The organism is Flavobacterium enshiense (assembly GCF_022836875.1).
Lineage (GTDB): Bacteria > Bacteroidota > Bacteroidia > Flavobacteriales > Flavobacteriaceae > Flavobacterium > Flavobacterium enshiense_A.
In genome coordinates, this window is the sequence record NZ_CP090376.1 from 1,587,690 (window position 1) to 1,613,454 (window position 25,765).

Sequence of the window (25,765 nt, forward strand, 5' to 3'; positions counted from 1 at the left end):
AGTTAGTTTTTTATGATTTTAACGGTTTCGGTTTTGTCAGACTCTATCTTAATAAAATAGATTCCGGTATTCAAATCGCTTAAATTTAATTCAACGCTTTTTGAGTGCGAGTTATTTTCCATAATGGTTTGCCCTAGATGATTCAAGACGTTTACTTTGGTGATGATTTGATCGTTCTGTACGGTTAATACGTCGGTAACAGGATTCGGACTGATTGCTACATGCCTTGAGATAACTTCAGGTAAATCAATATTTACGGTTTTATCGGAGCAGCCGTTTGCATCTGTTACATGAATTACATGTTGTCCGAAAGTAATATCGCTGAACGTATTTGAAGTCTGTAATTCTCCACCATCAATCTGATATAAATAACTTCCGGTTCCATCTGTAGTTACGACTACGGTATAATTTCCATCGAATTGTTCATGGTAAACTGCACTTGCAGATTGTATGGGAGAAGATTCAGAGACGTAAATTGTTTGTGTTTCGGTGCATCCTGATGTCCAATTCATAGCGGTTACAGTATACTGACCGGCTTCAGTTGCCGAATAAGAACTGCTTTCCCCAATCACGGTATTCATATCGTTGTTAAGATGCCATTTGAAAAGATAATCATTAGGGGATAACCCGGTTTCTAACACATATGGTGTAAGGACTTCGTTTGTGTTCTCATCCACGCAAATAAGTCCGTCCGGAATATTTAATTCAGGTAAAGGGTTGACTGTTAATGTTACGACAGTTGGGCTTCCTGTACAACCATTAGTGTCTGGAGTAATGGTATAAGTTACTGTCCCGGGGGTATTACCTGTAGTAGTTAAAACCTGATTGATTGGCATTCCGGCTCCGGGAGTTGTTTCAGTTCCGTTGCCGCCAAAAGCACCGTCAACTCCGTTTTGGACTGCTGTCCATGTAAAGGTAGTTCCTGGTATATTTGAGTTAATAAGAATTCCTACAGATTCACCGCTACACAAAATCTGTGACGTGCCAGTTAAAGAAAACGCTTCTGGAGTGGGGTTAACCGTTACAGTAACACTGATTGGTGTACCTGTACATCCGTTAATAGTTGGAGTTACGGTATAGGTAACTTGACCTTGATAAATGCCGATTGTGGTTAAGGTTTGATAGATTGAGTATCCGGATCCGGACGTTGCTCCCAGCACACCTGTTGGCATTGCAGTCCAATTGAAAACAGTTCCGGGGACATTACTGGTCAAATGTATAGAGGTTGTTTCTCCTGAACAGAGGGTTGATGACCAAGGGCTTGCTGTAATATTTGGAATCGGATAAACAGTAACCGTAACTGTTTTTGGGGTACCGGGACAACCATTGACAACCGGTGTAATTGTATAAACAACTTGACCTACAGTCGTGCCTGTTGTTGTAAGAACCTGATTAATAGATGTTCCGGTTCCGCTTGTTGCACCGGTTACTCCTCCTGAGGAAACAACATTCCAGTAAAAAGTAGTGTTATTTACATTGCTGCTCATGGTAATATTCGTAGAGCTTCCATTGCAAATAGAGTATTGAGTTGAATTAACATTTACTACCGGAACAGGGTTTACAAATATTGTCACAGTAATAGGATTGCCGGAGCAACTATCACCAAATGGAGTAATGGTGTAAACAACCTGACCTGCATTAACCGAAGTTGTACTAAGTACCTGGGAGATTACGTTTCCGGAACCATTACTGGCACCGGTTACTCCGGTTTGAACAGCAGTCCAGGTAAATGTTGTGTTGGCTACATTACTGCTAAGTTGGATATTGGTTGTTTGTCCGCTGCATAGAGTTTCAGATGTAGGCGACGCTATAGCGGTTGGGCAGGTTAGTTTACTTCCGGAAGCCCATAAAGAGCATCCCAAGAATACCAATAATAAAGAGTAGATTTTTCTCATAAGCGGTATTAGTTTTTATAAGGTAAATGTAGTCTATTTTTTATATCGAACAGTTTAATTGAAAGTAGAATTTCAAAAGATTGGATAAAAAAAGCTTCAACAATGTTGAAGCTTTTTTGTTTACTTTTTGTAGCGATTGTATTTTTTCAGGATGGTTTGCAGGACATCATGCGGAAGGGCAAAAAATTTATTGTTGTTGATGCCTTCCATGTCTTCGGCGGCTACCAGAGTGTTAATGATGGCTTCTTCAGTGGCTTCTACTGTAGCCCTGAAAATCGGGTTTAATTTTTCTTTCGGCAGTGCATTCCAGGTTTGCATGGTTTCGTTCTCATTTGTTTTCGGTTCGGCTGTGGAAAGCGCTAAGAATATTTCACCGGAACTGTCATTGGAAAATGTACCTGTCCGTGCAATTCCGTGGGTGACGCGTTTGGCTACCAGTTTTAGCTGACTGGGTAAGAGAGGCGCATCGGTGGCTACAATTACAATGGCTGAACCGTCTTTTCGCTTCGGATTGTGTAAAACGGGTTTGTAATCTTTGATTTCTTTTCCGACAGGTACTCCCGAAATCATTAAATCCGATCTTCCTCCAAAATTAGCCTGAATGAAAACGCCTAATGTATATTGCTTTCCATCTATTGTGAAGGTTCTGGAAGCTGTTCCGCTGCCGCCTTTAAAATGATATAGTGCCATTCCGGTTCCGCCGCCTATGTTACCTTCCTGTACCGGACCTGCTTTTGCATTGTCCAGAGCTTCCCAAACGTGTTCTTTTTTTACGTGGAATCCGTTGATGTCATTCAGCATACCATCCCAGGTTTCTGCTACTATAGGTAAGCCAAAAGAAAAATCTATAAAATCACCTTCTGAAAATTTCTTGTAATTCCATTCACCAATTGCATCTCTAACCGTTCCCACGCTGTTGGTATTAGTGATTCCGATAGGGCCGTAGCCTAAACCGTAATCTTCAATATTCGGGATTCCGGTCATTTCGCCGTCACCATTTAAACTAAACCAGGCTGCTGCGTAACTTTTAGGTGTTTTTCCTTTGGGAAGGATTACGGTAACTCCGGTGCGGACAGGACCTTTGCCTGTTTCTAATTTTCCGGTACCCTCAATTATTGTTTTGTAGCCGACTTCAATCCCCGGAACGTCGGTAATCGCATTGTTTTTGCCGGGTGTTCCTTCGAGTGGAAGTCCTAAATCACGAGCCCTTGGCTTTGTCTGTGCCATTCCGATAAGTGTTGTAAATAGAAGGGCTATTGGTAGTATAATCCTGTTCATTGCTAGTTGTTTGATATATCAAGCAATTTTACTAAAAATTTCAAAATAGTACAACTAAAAATTTGTTAATCTTAAAATCAGGAATGCTGTTTGAAAAAGTGATGGGAATAAAAAAGCCCCGATAGTATCGAGGCTTTTGTTTATGTGTAAAAAAGACAGTTATTAATTCTTTACAATTTTAAAAGTGCTTTGTTTTTTACCGGAATCCACCGAAATAAAATAAATGCCTGTTTTTAATGCTGAAAAATCAAGCTGCACTTCATTGTTGTTGTATTCTTTCTGAAGTACCATTTGTCCCAACTGATTAAAAGCAGTAACCTTGTTAATGGTCAGGTTGTTTTTGATGTTCAAAATATCGGTAACCGGATTTGGGCTTACTATGAAATTTTGAGAATTGAAATCATCTGTTCCTAAATTTGGATTTACCATTATTGTAATATCAGTTACGTTTCTTGAGCATGCGCCGCCAGACATAGAGGAGGTAATTGTATAAGTAACACTTCCTTGCATTGCAGTGTTTATCAGTGAAAGTTGCTGATTAATTATGCTTCCGTTTCCGGAAGTTGCTCCTGTTACGTTATTTTGGGTAACTGTCCATTGATAGGTAGCTCCGGCGGAATTACTTGAAAGTGAAATGTTAGTCGAATCTCCCGAACTTATTGATTGATTTGTTGCTGTAGCCGTAATATCTGGAGACGGTAAAATTGTTACTGTTCCCGAAGCACTCATACTTGCACAAACCGTTACAGCATTTGAAATAATCACACTATAAGTGCCAGCGACTGAAGTTGTAAAACTGGCTACATTTCCGGGATTTGGTGCTCCTGCAGGAACTGTCCAAGCATAATCATATATTCCGCTGGTGCCTGGTGTGGCTGTAACCGTGGCGCTTGAACCACTGCAAATGGTTGAGCTGTTAACTGTTACTGTTGGTATTGGATTAACCGTAAATGATTGTGTGACAGCACACCCGTTATTATTTGTAAGCGTAATGGTTGTAAATCCTGCAGACATTGCAGAAACCAATCCTGTTGGATTTACTGTGGCTACCGAGGTGTTTGAAGATATCCACGGATTGCTTGCTGCGGGAATTCCTGTACCTAAGAGTTGAATTAAAGTACCCTCGCAAACCACCGAAGCGCCGTAAATTGTTGGTCTCGGATTGACTGTTACGGTTGCTGATCCCGAAGTTGGGCTTGAGCACCCTGTCGACGATGAAACACTTACCAGGTTATAAACAGTAGTAGATGTTAAGGAACCTGTAAATAACGTTGCTGTCCCTGAAGAATTTAATATGATATTCTGGTTTGCGCCCCCGTTTATAGTATAGGTGATGGTAGCATTTGGCGTTCCAGTGAAAGTTATCGTAGTGCCATCTCCGGCACAAATGGTTTGATTGGAAGCTATAGTGGCTGTTGGTAATGGATTAACAGTTACGATAACTGATGCCGAAAGCGGAATATAGCACCATGCGGAGGATGTGACATGTGTCAGCTGGTAAGTAGTGTTAGATGTGAGAGGTGATGTGGGTAGTGTGGCAGTCCCTGAAGCAGGTAAAGTGATATTTTGTGGCGCCCCGTTTTCGGTAAAATAGATGGTTGCATTTGGTGTTCCGGTGAAACTAAGCGTGGCAGTATTTCCGGGACAAATGGTTGGTGTAGCCACTGCTACAGTAGCTACCGGTACTGGGGACACAGTTATTGTTACAGTAACAGGATTGCCGGCGCAATTGTCTGCAAACGGAGTAATGGTATAAACAACTTGGCCTGTATTAGCTGTAGTTGCGTGTAGTGTTAGGGTTATTATTGTGTCTAATCCGCTGTTTCCGGGAAATGAACCACTGTCTGTTCCTGTTACTCCGTTTCGTACAGCCGTCCAGGTATAAGTTGTGTTGGCTACATCACTATGAAGCATTATGCCTGTGGAATCTCCACTACATATGTATGGAACCATAGCACTTGCAGTAATGGTAGGGCAGGTTGTTGTAGTTTTGGCAGCCATCATAGATCCAAAACTTACAAGTAACAAAAAGGTAAAGATTTTTTTCATGCAAAGAATTTTTTTAATTCGCCGCAAATATAATCTTTTTATTACAAAGTAATGTTTTTTTGTTGTTCTTCTGTCAGTTTTTTTACCGGAAAAGTAACTGGAACAAAAAAGCCCCGACAGTATCGAGGCTTTTGTTTATGTGTAAAAAAGACGGTTATTAATTTTTCACAATCTTAAAAGTGCTTTGTTTTTTACCGGAATCCACCGAAATAAAATAAATGCCTGTTTTTAATGCTGAAAAATCAAGCTGCACTTCGTTGTTGTTGTATTCTTTCTGAAGTACCATTTGTCCCAACTGATTAAAAGCGGTAACCTTGTTGATGGTTTGGTTGTTTTTGATGTTCAGAATATCGGTAACCGGATTTGGACTTACTATGAAATTTGGAGAATTGAAATCATTTGTGTCTAAATTTGAGTTTACTGTTATTGTAATAGCAGTTACGTTTCTTGAACATCCACCGGACATAGATGTAATTGTATAAGTAGCACTTCCTTGTAATGCTGTGTTTATCAATGAAAGTTGTTGATTAATTGTATTTCCGCTACCGGAAGTTGCTCCTGTTACGTTATTTTGGGTAACTGTCCATTGATATGTGGCTCCAGGGGAATTACTTGAAAGTGAAATGTTAGTCAAATCTCCTGAATTTATTGATTGATTTGTTGCTGTAGCTGTAATATCTGGAGACGGTAAAATTGTCACTATGCCGGAAGCACTCGCACTCCCACACCCGTCGTTATTGCTGACGATCACAAAATAAGTGCCGGCCGTTGTAGTGGTGAAACTCGGAACATTTCCAGGGTTTGGCACTCCTGCGGGAACCGTCCATGTATAGGAGTGTGAACCGCTGGTACCTAGTGTTGCGGTAACTGTGGCAGTTGAACCACTACAAATGGTTGAACTGTTAACTGTTACTGTTGGTATTGGATTAACAGTTATGGTCTCCGGAGCGACACATACAGTTCCGGTTCCGGATAACGTAAAGGTTACCGGTTGGCCGTTGGTAGTGATATACATGCTGCTTGGAGCAGATTGGCTGCCGGTTACAATAGGATCACCATTGATGGAATAGCTGTAATTAAAATTGGTAATACCTACGACATTGCTCCAATCGATATATAAGGCATTAGGATGACCAGGATCATTGTATCCGCCACATTGCAAATTAAAAGACCCTGCAGCTGGCTTTACGGTTACAACTCCCGAGGCACTCGCACTCTCACACCCGTTATTGCTGGCGATAACACTATAAGTACCTGCCGTTGTAGTGGTAAAACTGGCAACATTTCCAGGATTTGCAGCTCCTGGAGGAACCGTCCATGAATAAGTGTATGTTCCGCTGGCGCCCGGTGTAGCAGTAACCGTGGCGCTTGAACCACTGCAAACGGTTGGACTGTTAACTGTTACTGTTGGTCTTGGGTAAACATTGCATATAATTGTTACAGGAGTTCCGATGCAGCCTCCTAAAAAAGGTGTAACAGTATAAACTGCTTGTCCGGGGCCTTGCCCTGTTAATGTTAAAATTTGATTAATAGATCCGGTTGTATTTGTTCCGCTTGATCCACCTGTCACATCGGTCATTACAACATTCCAAGAATAGGTTGTGTCAGGGTTGAAACTACTTAAAGAGAGGTAGGTGGAGCTTCCGTTGCAAATCGATTGTGGGATGGGTGATGCGAAAATTTCAGGTCCTGGATTTACAGTTATGGTAACCTGTATCGGAGTTCCGGTACAGTTATCAGCGAAAGGTGTAATAATATAATCGACAGTTCCCGAATAATTGCTGTTTATGACAGCTAAGGTTTGATTAATTGCATTTCCTGAACCTGATGAAGCTCCAAGAAGATTGTTTGGCAAGACTTGCCAGGTATACGTTGTGCCGACTACATTGCTAGTTAACGCAATACCAGTGGTTTCTCCGGAGCAAATAGTTGAGGAGGAAACTGTTGCAGAAGCTGTTGGACAGGTCACTTCTTCTGTAGTGTTGGCAGCCATCAAAGACCCAAAACTTACAAGCAACAAAAAAGTAAAGATTTTCTTCATGCAGAGAATTTTTTTGATTCAATGCGAAAATAATCTTTTTATTACATTTCGGCGAAAATTATTTTGTTATTCTTCTGACAGTTTCTTTACCAAATCCAGAGCTAAAGGGAGTGTTTTGTTGAAGTAATCCTGATATTCAGGAATGATTTCCATCTCAACGTTTAGTGTCGTAATTCCGTCTGTTTCACTCAGTGCATAATTTTCGAAAGAACCCGACCATTTTTCGGTATCGGCATCCAGCGGCTGTTCAATTCCGTTTTTAATTACTCCAATGTGTTTGAAATTCATGACTTCATTTTCAATGCATTTATCAATCAAACTGTTCATTCCGTCGTTGTTGGCGTCAAGAAAATGTATTTTACTGCCTTCTTTCCAATCTGTGACAGCTTTTGAACCTTCACTGAAAACCGAAGTCCATTTTTGATAGGTGTCGTCATTCCATAACACATTCCATACTTTTTCTTTTGGAGCACCAATAACGACTGTGAATTTTTCTTTTTTCATGACTGATGAATTTTGATTCTATCAAAGTTACTTAAAAATCATTTCAAAATTCAAATTGCCTCCTTTCTAAATTAAACTATCTTTGCGCCTTTAAAAATGGTTGGAATTCTTCGGATTTTTAACCTCTAAATTCAAACTTCAGTAATGATTACAGTAAACGATATCGCGGTAGAATTTGGCGGAACGACATTGTTCAGCGATGTAACTTTTGCCATCAACGAAAATGATAAAATCGCCCTTATGGGGAAAAACGGCGCAGGGAAATCTACGTTGTTAAAGATAGTTGCCGGAGAAAACAAACCAAGCCGTGGTGGGATTTCGGCTCCGAGTGATGCTGTAATTGCTTATTTACCGCAGCATTTGTTGACGGCTGATGATTGTACGGTAATGGAAGAAACGTCCAAGGCTTTTGCCGATGTTTTGAACATGAAGAAGGAAATCGACGAAATCAATGAGCAGTTAACGATTCGTACCGATTATGAAAGCGACGGTTATATGAAACTGATCGAGCGTGTTTCCGAGTTGAGCGAGAAATACTATTCGATTGAAGAAGTGAATTACGAAGCTGAGGTTGAAAAAGTACTGAAAGGTTTAGGTTTTGAAAGAGAAGATTTCACCCGTTCCACTTCCGAGTTTTCAGGAGGATGGAGAATGCGTATTGAATTGGCGAAAATCCTTTTAAAGAAACCGGATCTGATTTTGTTGGATGAGCCAACGAACCACTTGGATATGGACAGTATTCAGTGGTTGGAGGATTTTCTGATCAATCAGGCGAAAGCGGTAATGGTGATTTCCCACGACCGTGCGTTTGTCGATAATATTACGAATCGTACTATAGAGGTAACCATGGGTCGAATCTATGACTACAAAGCAAAATACTCCGATTATTTAGTTTTACGTCAAGACCGAAGAATACATCAGCAAAAAGCGTATGATGAGCAGCAGAAATTTATTGCCGATAATCAAGCTTTTATTGAACGATTTAGAGGGACCTTCTCTAAAACGGAACAAGTGCAATCACGCGTACGTATGCTGGAAAAATTAGTTCCTGTTGAAGTGGATGAAGTAGATACTTCGGCTTTGAAACTGAAGTTCCCACCATCGCCACGTTCGGGTCAATATCCTGTGGTTGTGGAAGATTTGTCGAAAGTGTACGGCGACCATGTTGTTTTTAAAGACGCCAATTTAGTGATTGAGCGTGGTCAGAAAGTTGCTTTCGTTGGGAAAAACGGGGAAGGAAAATCGACCATGATTAAAGCCATTATGAAAGAAATCGATTTTGACGGCGGAAAACTTGAGATCGGACATAATGTTCAGATCGGTTATTTTGCCCAGAACCAGGCTTCTTTGCTGGATGGTGAATTCACTATTTTTGATACTATCGACCAGATTGCAGTAGGGGATGTACGTACCAAAATCAAAGATTTATTGGGTGCTTTCATGTTCAAAGGTGATGATATCCAGAAGAAAGTAAAAGTGCTTTCCGGAGGAGAAAAAACCCGTTTGGCGATGATTAAACTGTTATTGGAACCGGTCAACGTTCTGATTCTGGATGAGCCGACAAACCACTTGGACATGAAAACCAAAGACATCATCAAAGATGCGCTGAAGGATTTTGACGGAACATTGATTTTAGTTTCACACGACCGTGATTTCCTTGACGGATTGGCTGAAAAAGTATTCGAATTCGGTCACAAACGAGTTAAGGAACACTTTGAAGATATTAAAGGTTTTCTGGCTCACAAGAAAATGGAGAATCTGAAGGAGATCGAGAAATAGAAAAAAAACGATATAATGTTCAAGTATTATTTTACCCGACAGTTTAATTGCTGTCGGGTTTGTTTTTTTCTATGAATAGGGATGTAATGCGTTTTTTTCGGGAAAAAAATCAGTTTAGGCTCTGTTATAATATTCTTGACTATAAGTGTAAAAGTGAATAAAAAGTTGAAAAATTAGATTCTTTCTGTGAATTAAGATAGGGATTTTGACTTTTTATTATGTTAAAAAACAGCAGGTGTTTTTTTTGTTAGAAAAGCATAACTATCCTGTCTTTCAGTTGATTTCGAAAATTTTGAACCTAGTTTTTAGTTAATATTGGCGCTTAATCAAAAAGAAACTAAAATCAAATTAACTATGAGGAAATTACTACTCTTATTCTTTGTTCTGATTCAGGCCAATCTGATGTCGGCACAGAGTGTCGGGGATACCATTAGGGTACAGGGCTTTACTCGCAATAGTACTAGCAGGGATAAGCTGATTAGCTTTCCGAACAATCCCAATTTAACTTTTGAAAAGATTATTCTTAAATACAACTTGCGGTGCAAGAATGCGCAAGTATTGATGACAAATGAAGATGGTGTTACCGGTTGTGGAGAATGGGATTATTCAGTGAATACATTTATAGCTGATAGTTCGAAAGTTGAAAAAGAACTTGCCAAACAGCCTGATCACACGATCTCAGGTTTTACAGGGACTTCTTTCCCTTACACCGCTCAGCAAAAGTATGATCACTATGATTTTACTCAGAAAAATGTGGTGCTGAATTCAACAACTTCTGAAAATGCATATCAGGTTGGGAACGGCAGTGTCTTAATGTCAAATTTGGTAAAAACAAATTTAAAAAGCGGCAGATCGCAAATGCTTATTACTGCTGCTCAATTGACAGCGGCCGGGTTTACTGCGGGCAACATTAACGCCATCAGTCTAAACGTATCTAATACGGGAGGTCTTGCGAAATTCCTGAAATTAAAAATGAAAAACAGCGCTACAACCAGTATGCAGGCTAGTGCCCTTGACTTTTCTGGTTTTACGGATGTGTTTTTCAGAGATTATACTTTCGTGAACGGTGCAAACAGAATTCAGTTCCATACGCCGTTTAACTGGAATGGGACAAGTAACATCATTATTGAAATGTCCTTTACCAACGGGACAAACGGTAGCAATATTGAGTTCTTAGGATTCTCTAACGCTGAAAACAGAGTGCTGACAGCAAGTAATACTACCTCGATTAATTTTTCGTCGGGTAGATCTGCTGAAATTGGAACACAGTTTTTCAATACGATTAACAACCAGATTTCAGTAAGTTTCTGGGCCAAAGGGGACAGCTCTTTGCCGGTAAATAACAGCATCATTTATGGGTATTCTACAAACTCAAGTCAAAGACAATTAAATATTCACCTGCCACATACTAATGATATTTATTTTGACTGCGGGAATACCAGCAATTCATATGACAGAATCAACAAGGCCTACGGTACAAGCAATGTGATCAAAGATATCTGGAATCACTGGACTTTCACTAAAAACGCTACTACAGGTACAATGAACATTTACTTAAATGGCACATTGTGGCATACCGGTACCAGCAAAACAAAAGTGATCAGTATCTTGAACTTTGCTATAGGTGGTAACTATGTTGGTAATTTAAAAGAATTATCCGTTTGGAATAAAGAACTGTCAGCGGCGACTATACTGAGCTGGAAAAATAAGGCAATAGACAACACTCACCCTGACTACGCTAATCTTATTGCCTACTACAAACTGAATGAAGAAACAGGACAAACGATTAACGACTCTAAAAACGGTGTAGTATCACAGGGAACGAACCTGAGTTGGGATTTTGAAAGAGGAGATCAGTTAGCTACTACGTTTGCAGAGTCTTCGGTTTTACCAAACATTACTTTTTACAGAGGAATCTACAGCCAAACGGTTACAGACGTTGTGGTACGTTATTCTCATCCAAGAAATTCGAGAGTCGTAAAAAAATATTCTATAACGTCAAACGAAGGTGTGGTGCCTCTGAGAAATGATGTCATCAATACAGACTCTACAACTTTCTTGTTCGATACTACTGCCGAAAACGTTTACAATGGGGACACTGGAAGTTTGATCACGACGCTTCCTGTTACACCTGAAGGAACTATAACTATTGTGGATTTGGATTATTACAAAAGATATCCTTTCTATAATGAAATAATGTCGTTTGTTTCGCCTTATGGTAAAGGATTGGATTTTGGTCCGAACGGAAAAACGTGGTACTTTGATATGTCTGATTATGTGCAATTACTGAAAGGAAATAAACGATTAGTAGCGAACGGAGGTGTCTTGCAGGAAGAAATGGATTTGGAGTTTTTATTTATCGTAGGAACCCCGCCAAGAAATGTAGTACAGTACGATCAGGTATGGCAAGGACAATACCGTATGGGGAATGTGAGTATCGCTAATATTATCAATGGTTCAAAATTCACAACAAATAACTATACTTTCAGTCCGTTGGGTACTTCTTTTAAAATGAAATCTTCGATTACCGGGCACGGAAATGAGGGTGAGTTCCCAGGTACAGGAAATGGAGGACAGGTTTATCACAAGATTTTGATGAATAATGTAGAGAAATACAATTGGACAATTACTCAACCATGTTCTGAAAATCCGGTTTACCCTCAAGGAGGAACATGGGTGTACGACAGACAGGGATGGTGTCCGGGTCAAAGAACGTTGATGAAAGAACTGGATTTGACACCAAACGTTACTGCCGGAAGCACAATGGCATTAGACTATAAAACTTCTGACCCTTTGAAGCCTACTGGTGCTTACAATTATATTGTTACGCATCAGATTGTTGGATACGGAGCGCCTAACTTTAATTTGGATGCTGCCATCGATCAGATTAAAGCACCTAACAATGCCAATGCTGAGTTTCAAAGAATCAACCCAATGTGTGAAAGACCGATTATTACGCTTAAAAACACAGGAGCTACCACATTGACTACGGTTGTGTTTGAATATTGGATCAATAACGCAAGTACACACCAAACCTACACTTGGACAGGTTCGTTGGCATCAATGGCTACTACAGATGTTCTTTTACCGGTAAATAACCTGTGGAATGTGGGAGTTAGCAGTACAAATAACAAGTTTACTGTACGAATTAACACGGCTAACGGTGGAGCAGATGGTTATGCAAATAATAACAAGGTGGTTTCCAACTTCAGCTTACCGAATGTTATGCCATCAGTATTTAAAATACAGTTAAGAACAAACAATTATCCTACCCACAACAGTTATACATTATATGATGCTTCTGGAGCACAGGTAGATTCAAAAACCTTTAGTGCTGCAAATACAACGCATACATACACGTATCAATCGCCTCAGGTTGCCAATGGTTGTTATCATTTGAGAGTTAATGATGCTGCTAAAGATGGATTATCTTGGTGGGCAAACGCCTCTCAGGGAACAGGTTCTATCAAAATTTTGGATGCATCAGATAATGTTATCAAAACATTGAATCCTGATTTTGGTGGTGGAGTTGATTACAGTTTCTCTGTGAACACACTACTTTCTAACGATGATTTTGTTGCTAAAAAAGAAATCAATGTATATCCAAATCCATCTAACGGACACTTTACAGTGGAAGGCGAAGATTTGATGGGGTCTGAAATTGTTGTTTTCGATATTTTAGGAAAAAAAGTAGCGGAAAGAACAGCAGATGAAAATCTTGTTGAGTTTAACCAAAACAACTTAAGAACGGGTATTTACATGGTTAAAATTCAAAAAGGCAAACAAGTTGAAGTTAAAAAGTTAATCGTGAATTAATCTCTTTAATCATTCAACAAAGAAACACCCAAGCGATATTAAATTGTTTGGGTGTTTTTCTTTTAATATAGGTCTTTTCTGTTTTTAAGTATATCAATTCAAAAGAGAATAAGATAATGGCGAGTTGGGCTTGTCGGGAGGTCATTTGGATTTGGATAAAACAGTTGGTTTTAATATTTTTTATAACAAAAAACACTTCGCTGTTTTTTTGTTATAAACTGAGAAAATGATTGCTTTTGGGTTAATTTGTTGAATTTATGGGATATAAATTTTGTTAATTTGAATTAAAATTCAAAAAGTAACTAAAACCAAATTAATTTATGAAGAAATTACTACTCTTATCCTTTGTTCTGATTCAGGTCAATCTGATGTCGGCACAGAGTGTTGGGGACACCATTAGGGTACAGGGCTTTACTCGCAACAGTACCAGCAGGGATAAGCTGATTAGCTTTCCGAACAATCCCAATTTAACTTTTGAAAAGATCATTCTTAAGTACAACTTGCGTTGCAAGAATGCACAAGTATTGATGACAAATGAAGATGGTGTTACCGGTTGTGGTGAGTGGGATTACTCGGTTAATACTTTTATTGCCGACAGTTCTAAAATTGAGAAAGTACTTTCGAAACAACCTAATTACACGATTTCCGGTTTTACAGGAACTTCTTTTCCATATACATCACAGCAAACCTACGATCATTATGATTTTACCCAGAAGAATGTGGTCTTGAATTCCACTGTTTCTGAAAATGCATATCAGGTTGGAAACGGCAGTGCTGTAATGTCAAATTTGGTTAAAACTAGTTTAAGAAGCGGAAGATCTCAAATCCTTATTAAAGCTTCGGAACTGGCAGCTGCCGGATTTTCTGCGGGTAATATCAATGCGATCAGTCTAAATGTATCCAATGCGGGTGGAGTGGCGAAATTCCTGAAACTGAAAATCAAAAACAGCAGTGCATCCAGCATGCAAGCCAGTGCACTTGATTTTACGGGTTTTACTGATGTGTTTTTCAGAGATTATACTTTCGTGAACGGTGCTAACAGAATTCAGTTCCACACGCCATTTAGCTGGAACGGTACTAGCAATATTATTATTGAAGTGTCATTTTCAAATCCTGGTAACGGAAACAACATTGAATTTTCAGGATTCGCTAATCCGGAAAACAGAGTGTTAACTGCAAGCAATATAGCTTCGGTTAATCTTTCTGAAGATGGTTTTGTCGATGTCGCGACTCAGTTTTTTAATTCCATCAATAATCAGATGACGATGAGTTTCTGGGTAAAGGGAGCTAGCGATCTTCCTTCGGGTACTACTTTAGTGTATGGCTATTCAACCGATGTCACCCAGCGACAAGTTACTGTACATATGCCTTGGGCTACTGATATTTATTTTGATAGCGGAAATGCGAGTGGTGCATATGATAGAATCAATAAACCCTTCAGTACTGATAACGTTATTAAAGGAGTTTGGAATCATTGGACTTTTACTAAAAATGCCAGTACAGGTGTCATGAATATTTATTTGAATGGTGCTTTGTGGCAAACCGGTACAGGAAAAACGAGAACTATCAGTTTACTGAAATTAATCTTAGGAAAACTTGCTGATGGCGTGAATCCTGACAGTAAATATTATAAAGGGAATGTTAGAGAATTCACGGTATGGAACAAAGAGCTTTCGGCTGCAAACATTCTGAATTGGAAAAATAAAACGATTGATGCCACACATCCGGATTATGCCAATTTGGTGGCTTATTACAAACTGGATGAGGCAACAGGGCAAATCGTAAATGATGCTAAAAATGGCATAACATCTGCAGGAACCAATCTGGCTTGGAATTATGAAAGAGGGGATCAGTTAACAACAACTTTTACTGAATCTTCTGTTTTGCCTAATATTACTTTTTACCGTGGATCTTATAGCCAAACGGTTTCCGATGTGGTAACTCGTTTTTCTAATCCGCGAAGCAAAAGAACGGTTAAAAATTATTCGATCACTTCTACGGAAGGTGTAATGCCGATGAAAAATGATGTTGTTAACACAGTCTCTACAACTTTCTTGTTCGATACTACTGCCGAAAACGTTTACAATGGGGATACTGGAAGTTTGATTACGACGCTTCCTATTACACCTGAAGGAACTATTGCTATTGTGGATTTGGATTATTATAAAAGATATCCTTACTATAATGAACTGGTATCGTTTGTTTCGCCTTATGGTAAAGGATTGGATTTTGGTCCGAACGGAAAAACATGGTACTTTGACATGTCTGACTATGTGCAATTACTGAAAGGAAATAAACGATTAGTAGCGAACGGAGGTGTCTTGCAGGAAGAAATGGATTTGGAGTTTTTATTTATCGTAGGAACCCCGCCAAGAAACGTAGTGCAGTACGATCAGGTATGGCAAGGACAATACCGTATGGGGAATGTGAGTATCGCAAATATCAACAATGGTTCAAAATTCACAACAAATAACTATACTTTCAGTCCGCTGGGTACTTCTTTTAAAATGAAATCTTCGATTACAGGACACGGAAATGAGGGTGAGTTCCCAGGTACAGGAAATGGAGGACAGGTTTATCACAAGATTTTAGTGAATAATGTAGAGAAATACAATTGGACAATTACTCAACCATGTTCTGAAAATCCGGTTTACCCTCAAGGAGGGACATGGGTGTACGACAGACAGGGATGGTGTCCGGGTCAAAGAACGATGATGAAAGAACTGGATTTGACACCAAACGTTACTGCCGGAAGCACAATGGCATTAGACTATAAAACTTCTGACCCTTTGAAGCCTACTGGTACTTACAATTATATTGTTACGCATCAGATTGTTGGATACGGAGCGCCTAACTTTACTTTGGATGCTGCCATCGATCAGGTTAAAGCGCCTAACAATGCCAATGCTGAGTTTCAAAGAATCAATCCAATGTGCGAAAGACCGATTATTACGCTTAAAAATACAGGAGCTAATGTCTTAACTAATGTTGTTTTCGAGTATTGGATCAATAATGCAAGTACACGCCAAACCTACACTTGGACAGGTTCGTTGGCATCAATGGCTACTACAGATGTTCTTTTACCGTTAAATAACCTGTGGAACGTGGGGGTTAACAGTACAAATAACAAGTTTACTGTACGAATTAACACGGCTAACGGTGGCGCAGATGGTTATGCAAACAATAACAAGGTGGTTTCCAACTTCAGCTTACCGAATGTTATGCCGTCAGTATTTAAAATACAGTTAAGAACAAACAATTATCCTACCCACAACAGTTATACATTATATGATGCTTCTGGAGCACAGGTAGATTCAAAAACCTTTAGTGCTGCAAATACAACGCATACATACACGTATCAATCGCCTCAGGTTGCCAATGGTTGTTATCATTTGAGAGTTAATGATGCTGCTAAAGATGGATTATCTTGGTGGGCAAACGCCTCTCAGGGAACAGGTTCTATCAAAATTTTGGATGCATCAGATAATGTTATCAAAACATTGAATCCTGATTTTGGTGGTGGAGTTGATTACAGTTTCTCTGTGAACACTCTACTTTCTAACGATGATTTTGTTGTTAAAAACGAAATCAATGTATATCCAAATCCATCCAACGGACACTTTACAGTGGAAGGCGAGGGTTTGATGGGGTCTGAAATTGTTGTTTTCGATATTTTAGGAAAAAAAGTAGCGGAAAGAACAGCAGATGAAAATCTTGTTGAGTTTAATCAAAACAACTTAAGAACGGGTATTTACATGGTTAAAATTCAAAAAGGCAAACAAGTTGAAGTTAAAAAGTTAATCGTGAATTAATCTCTTTAATCATTCAACAAAGAAACACCCAAGCGATATTAGATTGTTTGGGTGTTTTTCTTTTAATATAGTCTTTTCTGTTTTTAAGTATATCGATTCACAAGAGAATAAGGTAATGGTGAGTTGGACTTGCCGGGAGGTCATTTGGATTTGGATAGAACAGTTGGTTTTAATATTTTTTATAACAAAAAAAACACTTTGTGATTTTTTTGTTATAAAATGTAAGAATGTTAGTTTTTCGGTTATTTTATTGAATTTTTGGTAACTTTTTTTGTTATTTTCGGAAAGAAATACCAAAAAACCAATTAATACATTTAACTATGAGGAAATTACTACTCTTATTCTTTGTTCTGATTCAGGCCAATCTGATGTCGGCGCAGAGCGTCGGGGATACCATCCGGGTACGAGGCTTTAATCATAACAGTATCAGCAGAGATACGTTGATTGGCTTTCCAAACAATCCGAGTTTAACTTTTGAAAAGATTATTCTTAAATACAATTTGAGATGCCGCAACGCAACGGTAAGATACGGGGCGGAAGACGGTGTTACCGGTTGTGGCGAATGGGATTACTCGGTTAATACATTTATAGCCGATAGTGCAAAAGTTGAAAAAGCGCTTTCAAAACAGCCTAACTACACAATTACGGGCTTTACTGGGACTTCTTTCCCTTACACTTCTCAACAAACGTATGATCATTATGATTTTACTCAGAAAAATGTAGTGTTAAATTCCACGACTTCTGAAAATGCATTTCAGGTTGGGAGCGGTAGTGTTTCGATGACAAATTTGGTTAAAACTAACCTGAAAAGTGGAAGATCACAAATGCTTATTACAGCTGCTCAATTGACAACTGCCGGGTTTACTGCAGGTAATATTAATGCCATCAGATTAAACGTAGCAAATAGTGGCGGAATGGCGAAATTCCTGAAAATAAAAATGAAAAACAGCACTGCTTCAAGCATGCAGGCAAGCGCGGTTGGCTTTACTGGTTTTACCGATGTGTTTTTCAGAGATTATGCTTTTGTAAACGGTGCGAACAGAATTCAGTTTCATACACCATTTAACTGGGACGGAACCAGTAACATCATCATTGAGATGTCCTTTACCAATGGGACTAACGGAACCAATATTGAGTTCGTAGGATTCCCTAATGCTGAAAACAGAGTGCTTGCAGCAAGTAATATTTCTGCGATCAATGTTTCAGGTGGTGGGTATGTTGATATCGGTACGCAATTTTTCAACACGATCAACAGCCAGGTTACTGTGAGCTTCTGGACTAAAGGAGATAGCGTTATGCCGGTAAGTAACAGTATTATTTACGGGTATTCAAATAATAATACAGATGAGCGACAGTTAAATATTCACATGCCGTGGAATTCGGATGTTTATTTTGATTGCGGTTATGTAGGAACTACTTTCGACAGGTTGCAAAAAGCGTATGGATCTGCCAGTGTAATCAAAGATGTTTGGAATCATTGGACTTTTACAAAAAATGCTACCACAGGTGTAATGAATGTTTATTTAAATGGCGCTTTGTGGCATACAGGTACCGGAAAAACAAAAGTGATGAATATCATGAACTTTGTTTTGGGTAGATTATATACTCCTGTATATAATAATAACTATATGGGTAGAATCAGGGAATTATCCGTTTGGGATAAAGAATTGCCTGTAGCAACTGTATTGGCATGGAAAAATAAGACAATCGATAATACACACCCTGATTATGCTAATCTGGTGGCTTATTATAAGCTGGATGAGCAGACTGGACAAACTGTAACCGACGCTAAGAATGGTGTAGTTTCTCAGGGAGCAAATCTGAGCTGGGATTTCGAAAGAGGTGATCAGTTAACAACAACTTTTACAGAATCTTCTGTATTACCAAATATTACTTTTTACCGTGGAACATATAACCAAACGGTTACGAATGTGGTAACTCGTTTTTCTAATCCGCGAAGCAAAAAAACGGTTAAAAACCACTCGATCACTTCTATGGAAGGTGTAGTGCCTATGAAAAATGACGTTATAAATACAGTGTCTACTACTTTCATGTTTGATACAACTCCAGAAAACGTATATAATGGAGATACAGGCGCCTTGCTAAGCACACTTCCTGTGACGCCGGAAGGTACTTTATCGATTGTAGATTTGGATTATTACAAGAGATATCCTTACTATAATGAAATAATGTCGTTTGTTTCACCTTATGGTAACGGATTGGATTTAGGTCCTAACGGAAAAACATGGTACTTTGACATGTCTGATTATGTGAAATTACTTAAAGGTAACAAACGATTGGTAGTTAACGGAGGTAAGTGGCAAGAAGAAATGGATTTGGAATTTTTATTTATCGTAGGAACACCTCCAAGAAATGTAATACAATACGATCAGGTATGGCAAGGACATTTCCGTATGGGGAATGTTAGTATTGCTAATATCATTAATGGTTCAAAATTCACAACAAATAACTTTTCATTCAATCCATCGGCTACTTCGTTCAAATTAAAGTCTTCAATTACAGGACACGGTAGTGATGGTGAGTTCCAGCAAAATGGAGGACAGGTTAATCACAAGATTTTATTGAATAACGTGGAGAAATATAATTGGGTAATTTCGCAAGAATGTTCTGAAAATCCTATTTACCCTCAGGGAGGATCATGGATTTTTGACAGACAAGGATGGTGTCCGGGTCAAAGAACGTTGATGAAAGAGCATAATTTGACACCAAATGTTACTCCAGGAAGCACTGTTGCGATGGACTACAGAACTTCAAGTCCTGCGAAACCTTCTGGTGCTTATGAGTATATTGCTACTCATCAGGTTGTTGGATATGGAGCGCCTAACTTTACGGTGGATGCAGCAATCGAACAAATTAAAGCGCCAAATAATGCTAATGCTGAATTCACCAGACTTAACCCAATGTGTGAAAGACCAATCGTCACCATCAGAAATACAGGTGCAAATACCCTAACATCAATTGTATTAGAGTATTGGATTAATAACGCAAGTACGCATCAAACGTACACATGGACAGGGGCAATAGCTTCAATGGCAACAACGGATATTCTTTTACCGGTAAATAACTTGTGGAAGGTTGGGGTTAGCAGTTCAAATAATAAGTTTAATGTGAAAATAAATACGGCTAATGGTGCTGCTGATGGTTATGCTAACAATAACAAGTCGGTTTCTACATTCAGCTTGCCGAATGTTATGCCATCGACGTTTAAAGTTCAGTTAAGAACAAACAATTATCCGACTCAAAACAGTTTTACATTGTATGATGCTAATGGATTTGAATTAGATACACAAACGTTTAGTGATGCAAATACAATTCATACGTTCACGTATCAATTAGCTCAGACTCCGAATAGCTGCTATCATTTGAGAGTAAATGATTCCCAAAATGACGGTTTGTATAGTTATTTTTCTAGTGCTCAAGGAACTGGTTCGCTTAAGATCCTGGATGCATCCGACAATGTTATTAAAACATTGAATCCTGATTTTGGAGGTGGAGTTGACTATAGTTTCTCTGTGAATACATTACTTTCTACTGATGATATTATTTCTAAAAAAGTAATCAACGTTTATCCAAATCCATCTAAAGGACACTTTACAGTGGAAGGTGACGATTTGATGGGATCTGAAATTGTTGTTTACGATATTTTAGGAAAAGTTGTTGCAGAAAGAACAGCCGATAATAATATGGTTGAGTTTAACCAAAACAACTTAAGAACTGGTGTTTATATGGTTAAAATCCAAAAAGGAAAACAAGTTGAAGTTAAGAAATTAATCGTGAACTAATTACCTTTACACACAACGCTGAAACCCCCAGGCAATCATGTATTGTCTGGGGGTTTTCTTTTATATATGTCCCATTTTTTTGACTGTCAAATATTCAAAAGTAGACAACACCATAAAGTATGGTTTTTGAAAAGGAAAATGTTTTTAAACGATAAAAAATAAAGTTTGTAGGAAAATAAGAGTAATAACTATTTGTTTTTCAGTGTGTTTAAAGTTTTTTTTGTAACTTTAGTTAAATATGTTGTAATTAAAAGATTATAGTTTTATGAGAAACAAGATAAAAATAGTCATCCTTTTTGTGGTCAGTATTCTGAGTGTGTCCGTTTATTCGCAAGACAAGAAAAAAGGTCAGGAACCTGAAAGTTTAGGATTGCCGGGGGATGGTTTGGATTTGTATGCGGTTTTGGATGTTTTCCAAAAATCAAAAACCATCGAGGCCTTTGAAAAATCACTGAACGATTCAGAAAAAAAAGTCAATAATCTGGACCTGAACAACGACAAGAAAGTCGATTTTATTAAAGTGACTACTAAGAAAGACGGGGATAACTTTACGTTCGTTCTGCAGGTCGATGTCAAAGAAAACGAAACGCAGGACGTGGCTGCAATCTTATTGGATAAAGATAAAAATGGAAAAGTTACAATGCAGATAGTCGGTGATGAGGATTTGTATGGAAAGGATTATATTGTTGAACCGAAGGGAAGTAAAGAAACTCCCAATCCCGGCTACACCGGGGCAGAGCCGTCTACAAAAGAACCTCAGCAGACTCAGCAGACCCAGCAGTCAACAACCACTGTTGTCGTAGAACAGACTCCAATCGTGCAATATGTGTATTCACCAGCCTATGCGCCTTATTACCCGCCGTATTATTACGGATATTACCCTCCGTATTTCGCAGCGTTTACGGTAATGGCATGGGGGATTTATGCCAGTAATCATTATTATCACCACCATGGCGGGCACTATCACAATACAACCGTGGTGCACAATCATAATACATACAATAACTATAATAGTAACCGAAACCGTTCCAATACTGTAAACCAATACAACCGTGATGGAAGTTACCGAAACAACTCCAGTGTTGGCGACAGGAGTTCCAATCGCCCTTCTGCAGGGACTTCCGACCGAGGTGGCAACCGCCCTTCTGCAGGGACTTCCGATCGAGGTGGTAATCGTCCTTCAGCCGGAACTTCTGATCGAGGCGGAAATCGTCCATCAGCCGGAACTTCTAATCGTCCGTCAACAGGGAATGCTGCGTCAACACGCCCATCTGCAGGAACATCAGACCGCTCATCCATGGGAACTTCAGCATCTACACGTCCCTCTTCAGGCTACTCCGGATCGTCATCACGTCCATCTACGAGTTCTAGTTCAATGAGCTCAGGCCGTACCAGAAGCAGTGGCAGCTACGGAGGAGGTGGAGGCTACGGCGGCGGCGGCGGTGGAATGCGAGGCGGCGGCGGTGGCGGCGGCCGAAGAAGATAATTCGCAGGAATTTGTAATGGCAATAAAAACAAAGTGGGAGAACAGCTGTTCTCCCACTCTTTTTTATATCATTTCGAAACTTTTATCGCAGAGGCATATCAGAAGCGCTCATGTCTCTAACACACACATATTTGCCGTCTCTCTTTTCAAAAAGACTCATGTAATTTCCGCTGTTAACGGTAGTGTTGGTGGAGTCAACTACTTTATAAGAGCCTACTTCTACAACTTGATTTCCGTCGTTTGACACAAAAACATCGTTGGTCTGAAATGAGATTTTGTTTTTGGAACCTCCATTTAAATCGGATTTTAAAAATTCTATGATGGCCGGTTTGCCTACTAAAGGAGGTCTGTTTTGAAAGAAAGTCGTCGCATCGTCTGCATAATAGCCAATGTCTTTTAATTCTCCGGCATTATACGTTGCGGCAAATTCATCTTCCTTCGCCTGTATTTCTTTTTTTATTTGTTCTTTGTCTACCACCGGCGCCGCGGTTTCTTCTTTCTTGTTATTGCAGGAAAACAGTAAGGTTAGCATACTTCCTAATAACACTCCTTTAATGGTCATATTTTTCATAGAGTAAAGATTTAAAAACACATACTTAAAATTACTATAAAAAATTGAATATCAGGTAATTTGTTAGGAAAAATATTATCTTGTGCAAAACAGAAAATTCCGTATTGCTTATAAAACGCATAGATCGTAAGGATAGGCGAGACTTTTTAGTTTTAATGAAGAGAAAAGAAGCTTCTTATTTTTTTGTCAGAACGAGCTTGTGAACCGCGGTTTTTAATTTGGAGGTGTCGTTATCTTCACATAGCAGAAAAGTGATTTCTTTCTCTGTTTCTCTGTACAATGTCAGTCCTTCCAATTTAATTGTATCTGTGATTTTTTGAGTAAAATCAATCTTCATTTTTTCAAGATCGATGCAGCCGATAAAACTGCCCAAGACCTCTCCGTCATTGTACGTTGAAGTCGTGTTTTCGGCGGTGGCCAGAAAGTAAATTTTATTTTTCACCAAAACCGCATCGGTAAAACTGGAACGGATGCCTTTTATTTTAGGGAGTTTGAATTCTGTGGAAATGATATTGAACTCTTCAGTGAGATTTTTTCCTTGGACTGTGAAAACAATGTTTTTTCCACTGGCCCCATTGCCGCGATTAAAGAAAAACCACTCGGTTCCATTATAAACCGCGCCTTCGATATTAAGGTCATTTTGAGGTAGTCCGGCAAACGATTGCATGGCGAGATTCAAATCGTTCAAGTCGGAGGTCGCGATGATTTCCTTGGATTTGGAATCAAGGGTTACCATTTTATTTCGGTTTTCGGTAGATCCGGAACCGAACACATATAATTTCCCATCGTATTCGGTTACCGCTTCAAAATCGGGTTTGTTTGCTTTTGGGATGTTTTCCGAAGGATTTTCAGCTAGCGGATATCGCTTTAATTCTTGGGTTCCTATTGCATATTCATACAGATAATTGCTGTTGTCGCCAATAATGTACAATTGGTTGTTATTAAAGATAAGTCCGGAGGCCGAGCCAATCCCAACAATTTGAAACAGTATTTCTAAGGTGAATTTATGCATGTCTTGTTTTTTTGGTTTAGCCCCGTCCCGATAGCTATCGGAGCAACGAAATCCTTTTTCCGGTGGCTGAGGGTCTCGAAGCCATCGGAAAAAGATACAGCGCACAGCGGGAAAAAGCTTCTAAAAATACTTATATTTACGAATATAAACTGAAAAAGATGGCAGTATTTAATCCCGACAATTTTAAAATTACCGTTCCTTTTTATATCAATGATTTTCCAACGGTATTGCAAACCCACCTAGATGACGACGAAAAAGAAGAGAAACTCGACAAGGTTCAGGCAAAGCTGAGCGAACTGCAGGACGCGATGTATGCCCACAACAGGTATGGAGTTTTAATCTGCCTTCAAGGAATGGATACCTCAGGGAAAGACAGTCTGATTCGGGAGGTTTTTAAAGAGTTCAATCCGCGAGGCGTGGTGGTACACAGTTTTAAAACACCAAATTCTACCGAACTGGAACATGATTATCTATGGCGCCATTATTTGGCTTTACCCGAAAAAGGGAAGTTTGCTGTATTCAACCGTACACATTACGAAAACGTATTGGTTACCCGTGTGCATCCGGAATATATTTTAAACGAAAACCTGCCCGGAATCGAAAAAGTAGAAGATATTCCTGCTGATTTTTGGGAAAACCGCTTTGAGCAAATCAATAATTTTGAAAAACACATCACACAAAACGGAACCATCATATTGAAGTTCTATTTTCATATGAGCAAGAAAGAGCAGCGCAAACGCCTGTTGCGAAGATTGGAAGAAGAGGAGCATCATTGGAAGTTTTCTCCCGGAGACCTGAAAGAACGCGAACGTTGGGATGATTATATGAAGTTTTATGAAGAAGCCATCAACAAAACCTCAAAACCGCATGCGCCTTGGTATGTGATTCCGGCCGATGACAAGGAAATGGCCCGTTATATGGTGGCTAAAATCATCTGGGAAGAAATGAAACAATATAAGGATATTAAAGAACCGGAATTGGACGAAAAAGTGAAAGCTAATTTTGCTTTATACAGAGAGCAGTTAAAGAAATAAAAAAAAACGCCTATCGCGGCGTTTTTTTGTTTTTCAACTTGCTGTTTTGATAGTTGTTGATTTTTTTAGAACTGAAACCGTATGCCAGACGCAGTGAAATCTGTCCCATGTCAAAACCTGAATAGTTTTCATAACGCAGACTGATATCGATATGTTTGGTCGCTATTCCAACTCCCGGTGCCCATAAAAAAGAATTTCCCAGTTCTTTGGTGACTCCGAAAGCCGCCCCGGCTTCCCCCAATACATAATACTGGTTACCTAAAAAGGACTTAAAGCCTAATTTCGCAGGGATAAACCCGGAATCTTTATCTGGGCTGAATAAATGGGTATACCCTGTGGTAAAGGCCAAAGAGGTTTTGGTAGTGATATCATACTGCAAACGGGCATCGGCTCCTAAAGTGAAATTGTAATCATTGTTGAAAGGGATGCCTAAGTTGAGTCCGTACCCGATACGCCAGTGACGGAGGTATTCTGGTTTCAGAGGCTGTTCCTCTTGTGCTTGTGCCTTGGTTTCGATGGTGAATAATACTGCAGCCACAACAGCAAACAGACTTGAGATTTTGGGGATCGTTCTCATGCTAAAAATACATTTTGGGTTAGTTTTTCAGTATGAGAACAGAAAAATCGGTTTTTTAGTTTGTAGTGAAGTGTTAAAGTTTCTTAAGGTTTACTGCTGGGAGTGTGT

14 protein-coding genes are annotated in these 25,765 nt (G+C 39.2%); 6 read left to right on the plus strand and 8 right to left on the minus strand.

What is annotated here, in order from left to right:
* Nucleotides 1-2 precede the first annotated feature (2 nt).
* The 5 genes from LZF87_RS07135 to LZF87_RS07155 form a co-directional block, all read right to left on the minus strand.
* On the minus strand, nt 3-1,895 hold the full coding sequence (locus tag LZF87_RS07135; protein ID WP_244343632.1) for a PKD-like domain-containing protein: 1,893 nt from the start codon (nt 1,893-1,895) through the stop codon (nt 3-5).
* Nucleotides 1,896-2,015: 120 nt separating this feature from the next.
* Nucleotides 2,016-3,173: a P1 family peptidase gene (locus tag LZF87_RS07140; RefSeq protein WP_244343634.1), complete on the minus strand. Its 1,158-nt coding sequence runs from the start codon at nt 3,171-3,173 to the stop codon at nt 2,016-2,018.
* Between the two features lie 162 nt (nt 3,174-3,335).
* Nucleotides 3,336-5,222 carry a T9SS type A sorting domain-containing protein gene (locus LZF87_RS07145; RefSeq protein WP_244343635.1) on the minus strand — a complete coding sequence of 629 codons (1,887 nt, stop codon included), beginning with the start codon at nt 5,220-5,222 and terminating at the stop codon, nt 3,336-3,338.
* 157 nt (nt 5,223-5,379) lie between these two features.
* Complete coding sequence (locus LZF87_RS07150; RefSeq protein ID WP_244343636.1) at nt 5,380-7,263, minus strand: PKD-like domain-containing protein; 1,884 nt, start codon at nt 7,261-7,263, stop codon at nt 5,380-5,382.
* Nucleotides 7,264-7,329: 66 nt separating this feature from the next.
* Nucleotides 7,330-7,767 carry an SRPBCC domain-containing protein gene (locus LZF87_RS07155; RefSeq protein ID WP_244343638.1) on the minus strand — a complete coding sequence of 146 codons (438 nt, stop codon included), beginning with the start codon at nt 7,765-7,767 and terminating at the stop codon, nt 7,330-7,332.
* A 144-nt stretch (nt 7,768-7,911) separates the two neighbouring features.
* On the opposite strand from LZF87_RS07155, the gene LZF87_RS07160 reads away from it, so the two are divergent.
* The 5 genes from LZF87_RS07160 (at nt 7,912) to LZF87_RS07180 (ending at nt 22,463) form a co-directional block, all read left to right on the plus strand.
* Nucleotides 7,912-9,546 carry an ABC-F family ATP-binding cassette domain-containing protein gene (locus tag LZF87_RS07160; RefSeq protein ID WP_244343640.1) on the plus strand — a complete coding sequence of 545 codons (1,635 nt, stop codon included), beginning with the start codon at nt 7,912-7,914 and terminating at the stop codon, nt 9,544-9,546.
* Between the two features lie 354 nt (nt 9,547-9,900).
* Entirely contained in the window at nt 9,901-13,362 is a 3,462-nt protein-coding gene (locus tag LZF87_RS07165; RefSeq protein ID WP_244343642.1) for a T9SS type A sorting domain-containing protein, read from the plus strand.
* Nucleotides 13,363-13,682: 320 nt separating this feature from the next.
* Complete coding sequence (locus tag LZF87_RS07170) at nt 13,683-17,174, plus strand: T9SS type A sorting domain-containing protein (RefSeq protein ID WP_244343644.1); 3,492 nt, start codon at nt 13,683-13,685, stop codon at nt 17,172-17,174.
* Nucleotides 17,175-17,494: 320 nt separating this feature from the next.
* On the plus strand, nt 17,495-20,977 hold the full coding sequence (locus tag LZF87_RS07175) for a T9SS type A sorting domain-containing protein (protein WP_244343646.1): 3,483 nt from the start codon (nt 17,495-17,497) through the stop codon (nt 20,975-20,977).
* 265 nt (nt 20,978-21,242) lie between these two features.
* The gene (locus LZF87_RS07180) at nt 21,243-22,463 is read left to right on the plus strand and encodes a hypothetical protein (protein WP_244343648.1); all 1,221 of its coding nucleotides are present in this window, start codon (nt 21,243-21,245) and stop codon (nt 22,461-22,463) included.
* An 82-nt stretch (nt 22,464-22,545) separates the two neighbouring features.
* Here LZF87_RS07180 and LZF87_RS07185 read toward each other — a convergent pair whose 3' ends face one another.
* Together LZF87_RS07185 and LZF87_RS07190 are read right to left on the minus strand one after the other, a co-directional pair.
* A complete protein-coding gene (locus LZF87_RS07185) occupies nt 22,546-23,034 on the minus strand; it encodes a YybH family protein (protein ID WP_244343650.1) in 489 nt (162 codons plus the stop codon).
* Nucleotides 23,035-23,209: 175 nt separating this feature from the next.
* Entirely contained in the window at nt 23,210-24,046 is an 837-nt protein-coding gene (locus LZF87_RS07190) for a DUF6929 family protein (RefSeq protein ID WP_244343652.1), read from the minus strand.
* A 158-nt stretch (nt 24,047-24,204) separates the two neighbouring features.
* On the opposite strand from LZF87_RS07190, the gene LZF87_RS07195 reads away from it, so the two are divergent.
* Entirely contained in the window at nt 24,205-25,080 is an 876-nt protein-coding gene (locus tag LZF87_RS07195) for a PPK2 family polyphosphate kinase (protein WP_244343755.1), read from the plus strand.
* A 10-nt stretch (nt 25,081-25,090) separates the two neighbouring features.
* On the opposite strand, the gene LZF87_RS07200 is transcribed toward LZF87_RS07195, so the two are convergent.
* Nucleotides 25,091-25,657: a hypothetical protein gene (locus LZF87_RS07200; RefSeq protein ID WP_244343654.1), complete on the minus strand. Its 567-nt coding sequence runs from the start codon at nt 25,655-25,657 to the stop codon at nt 25,091-25,093.
* Nucleotides 25,658-25,765: the final 108 nt, after the last annotated feature.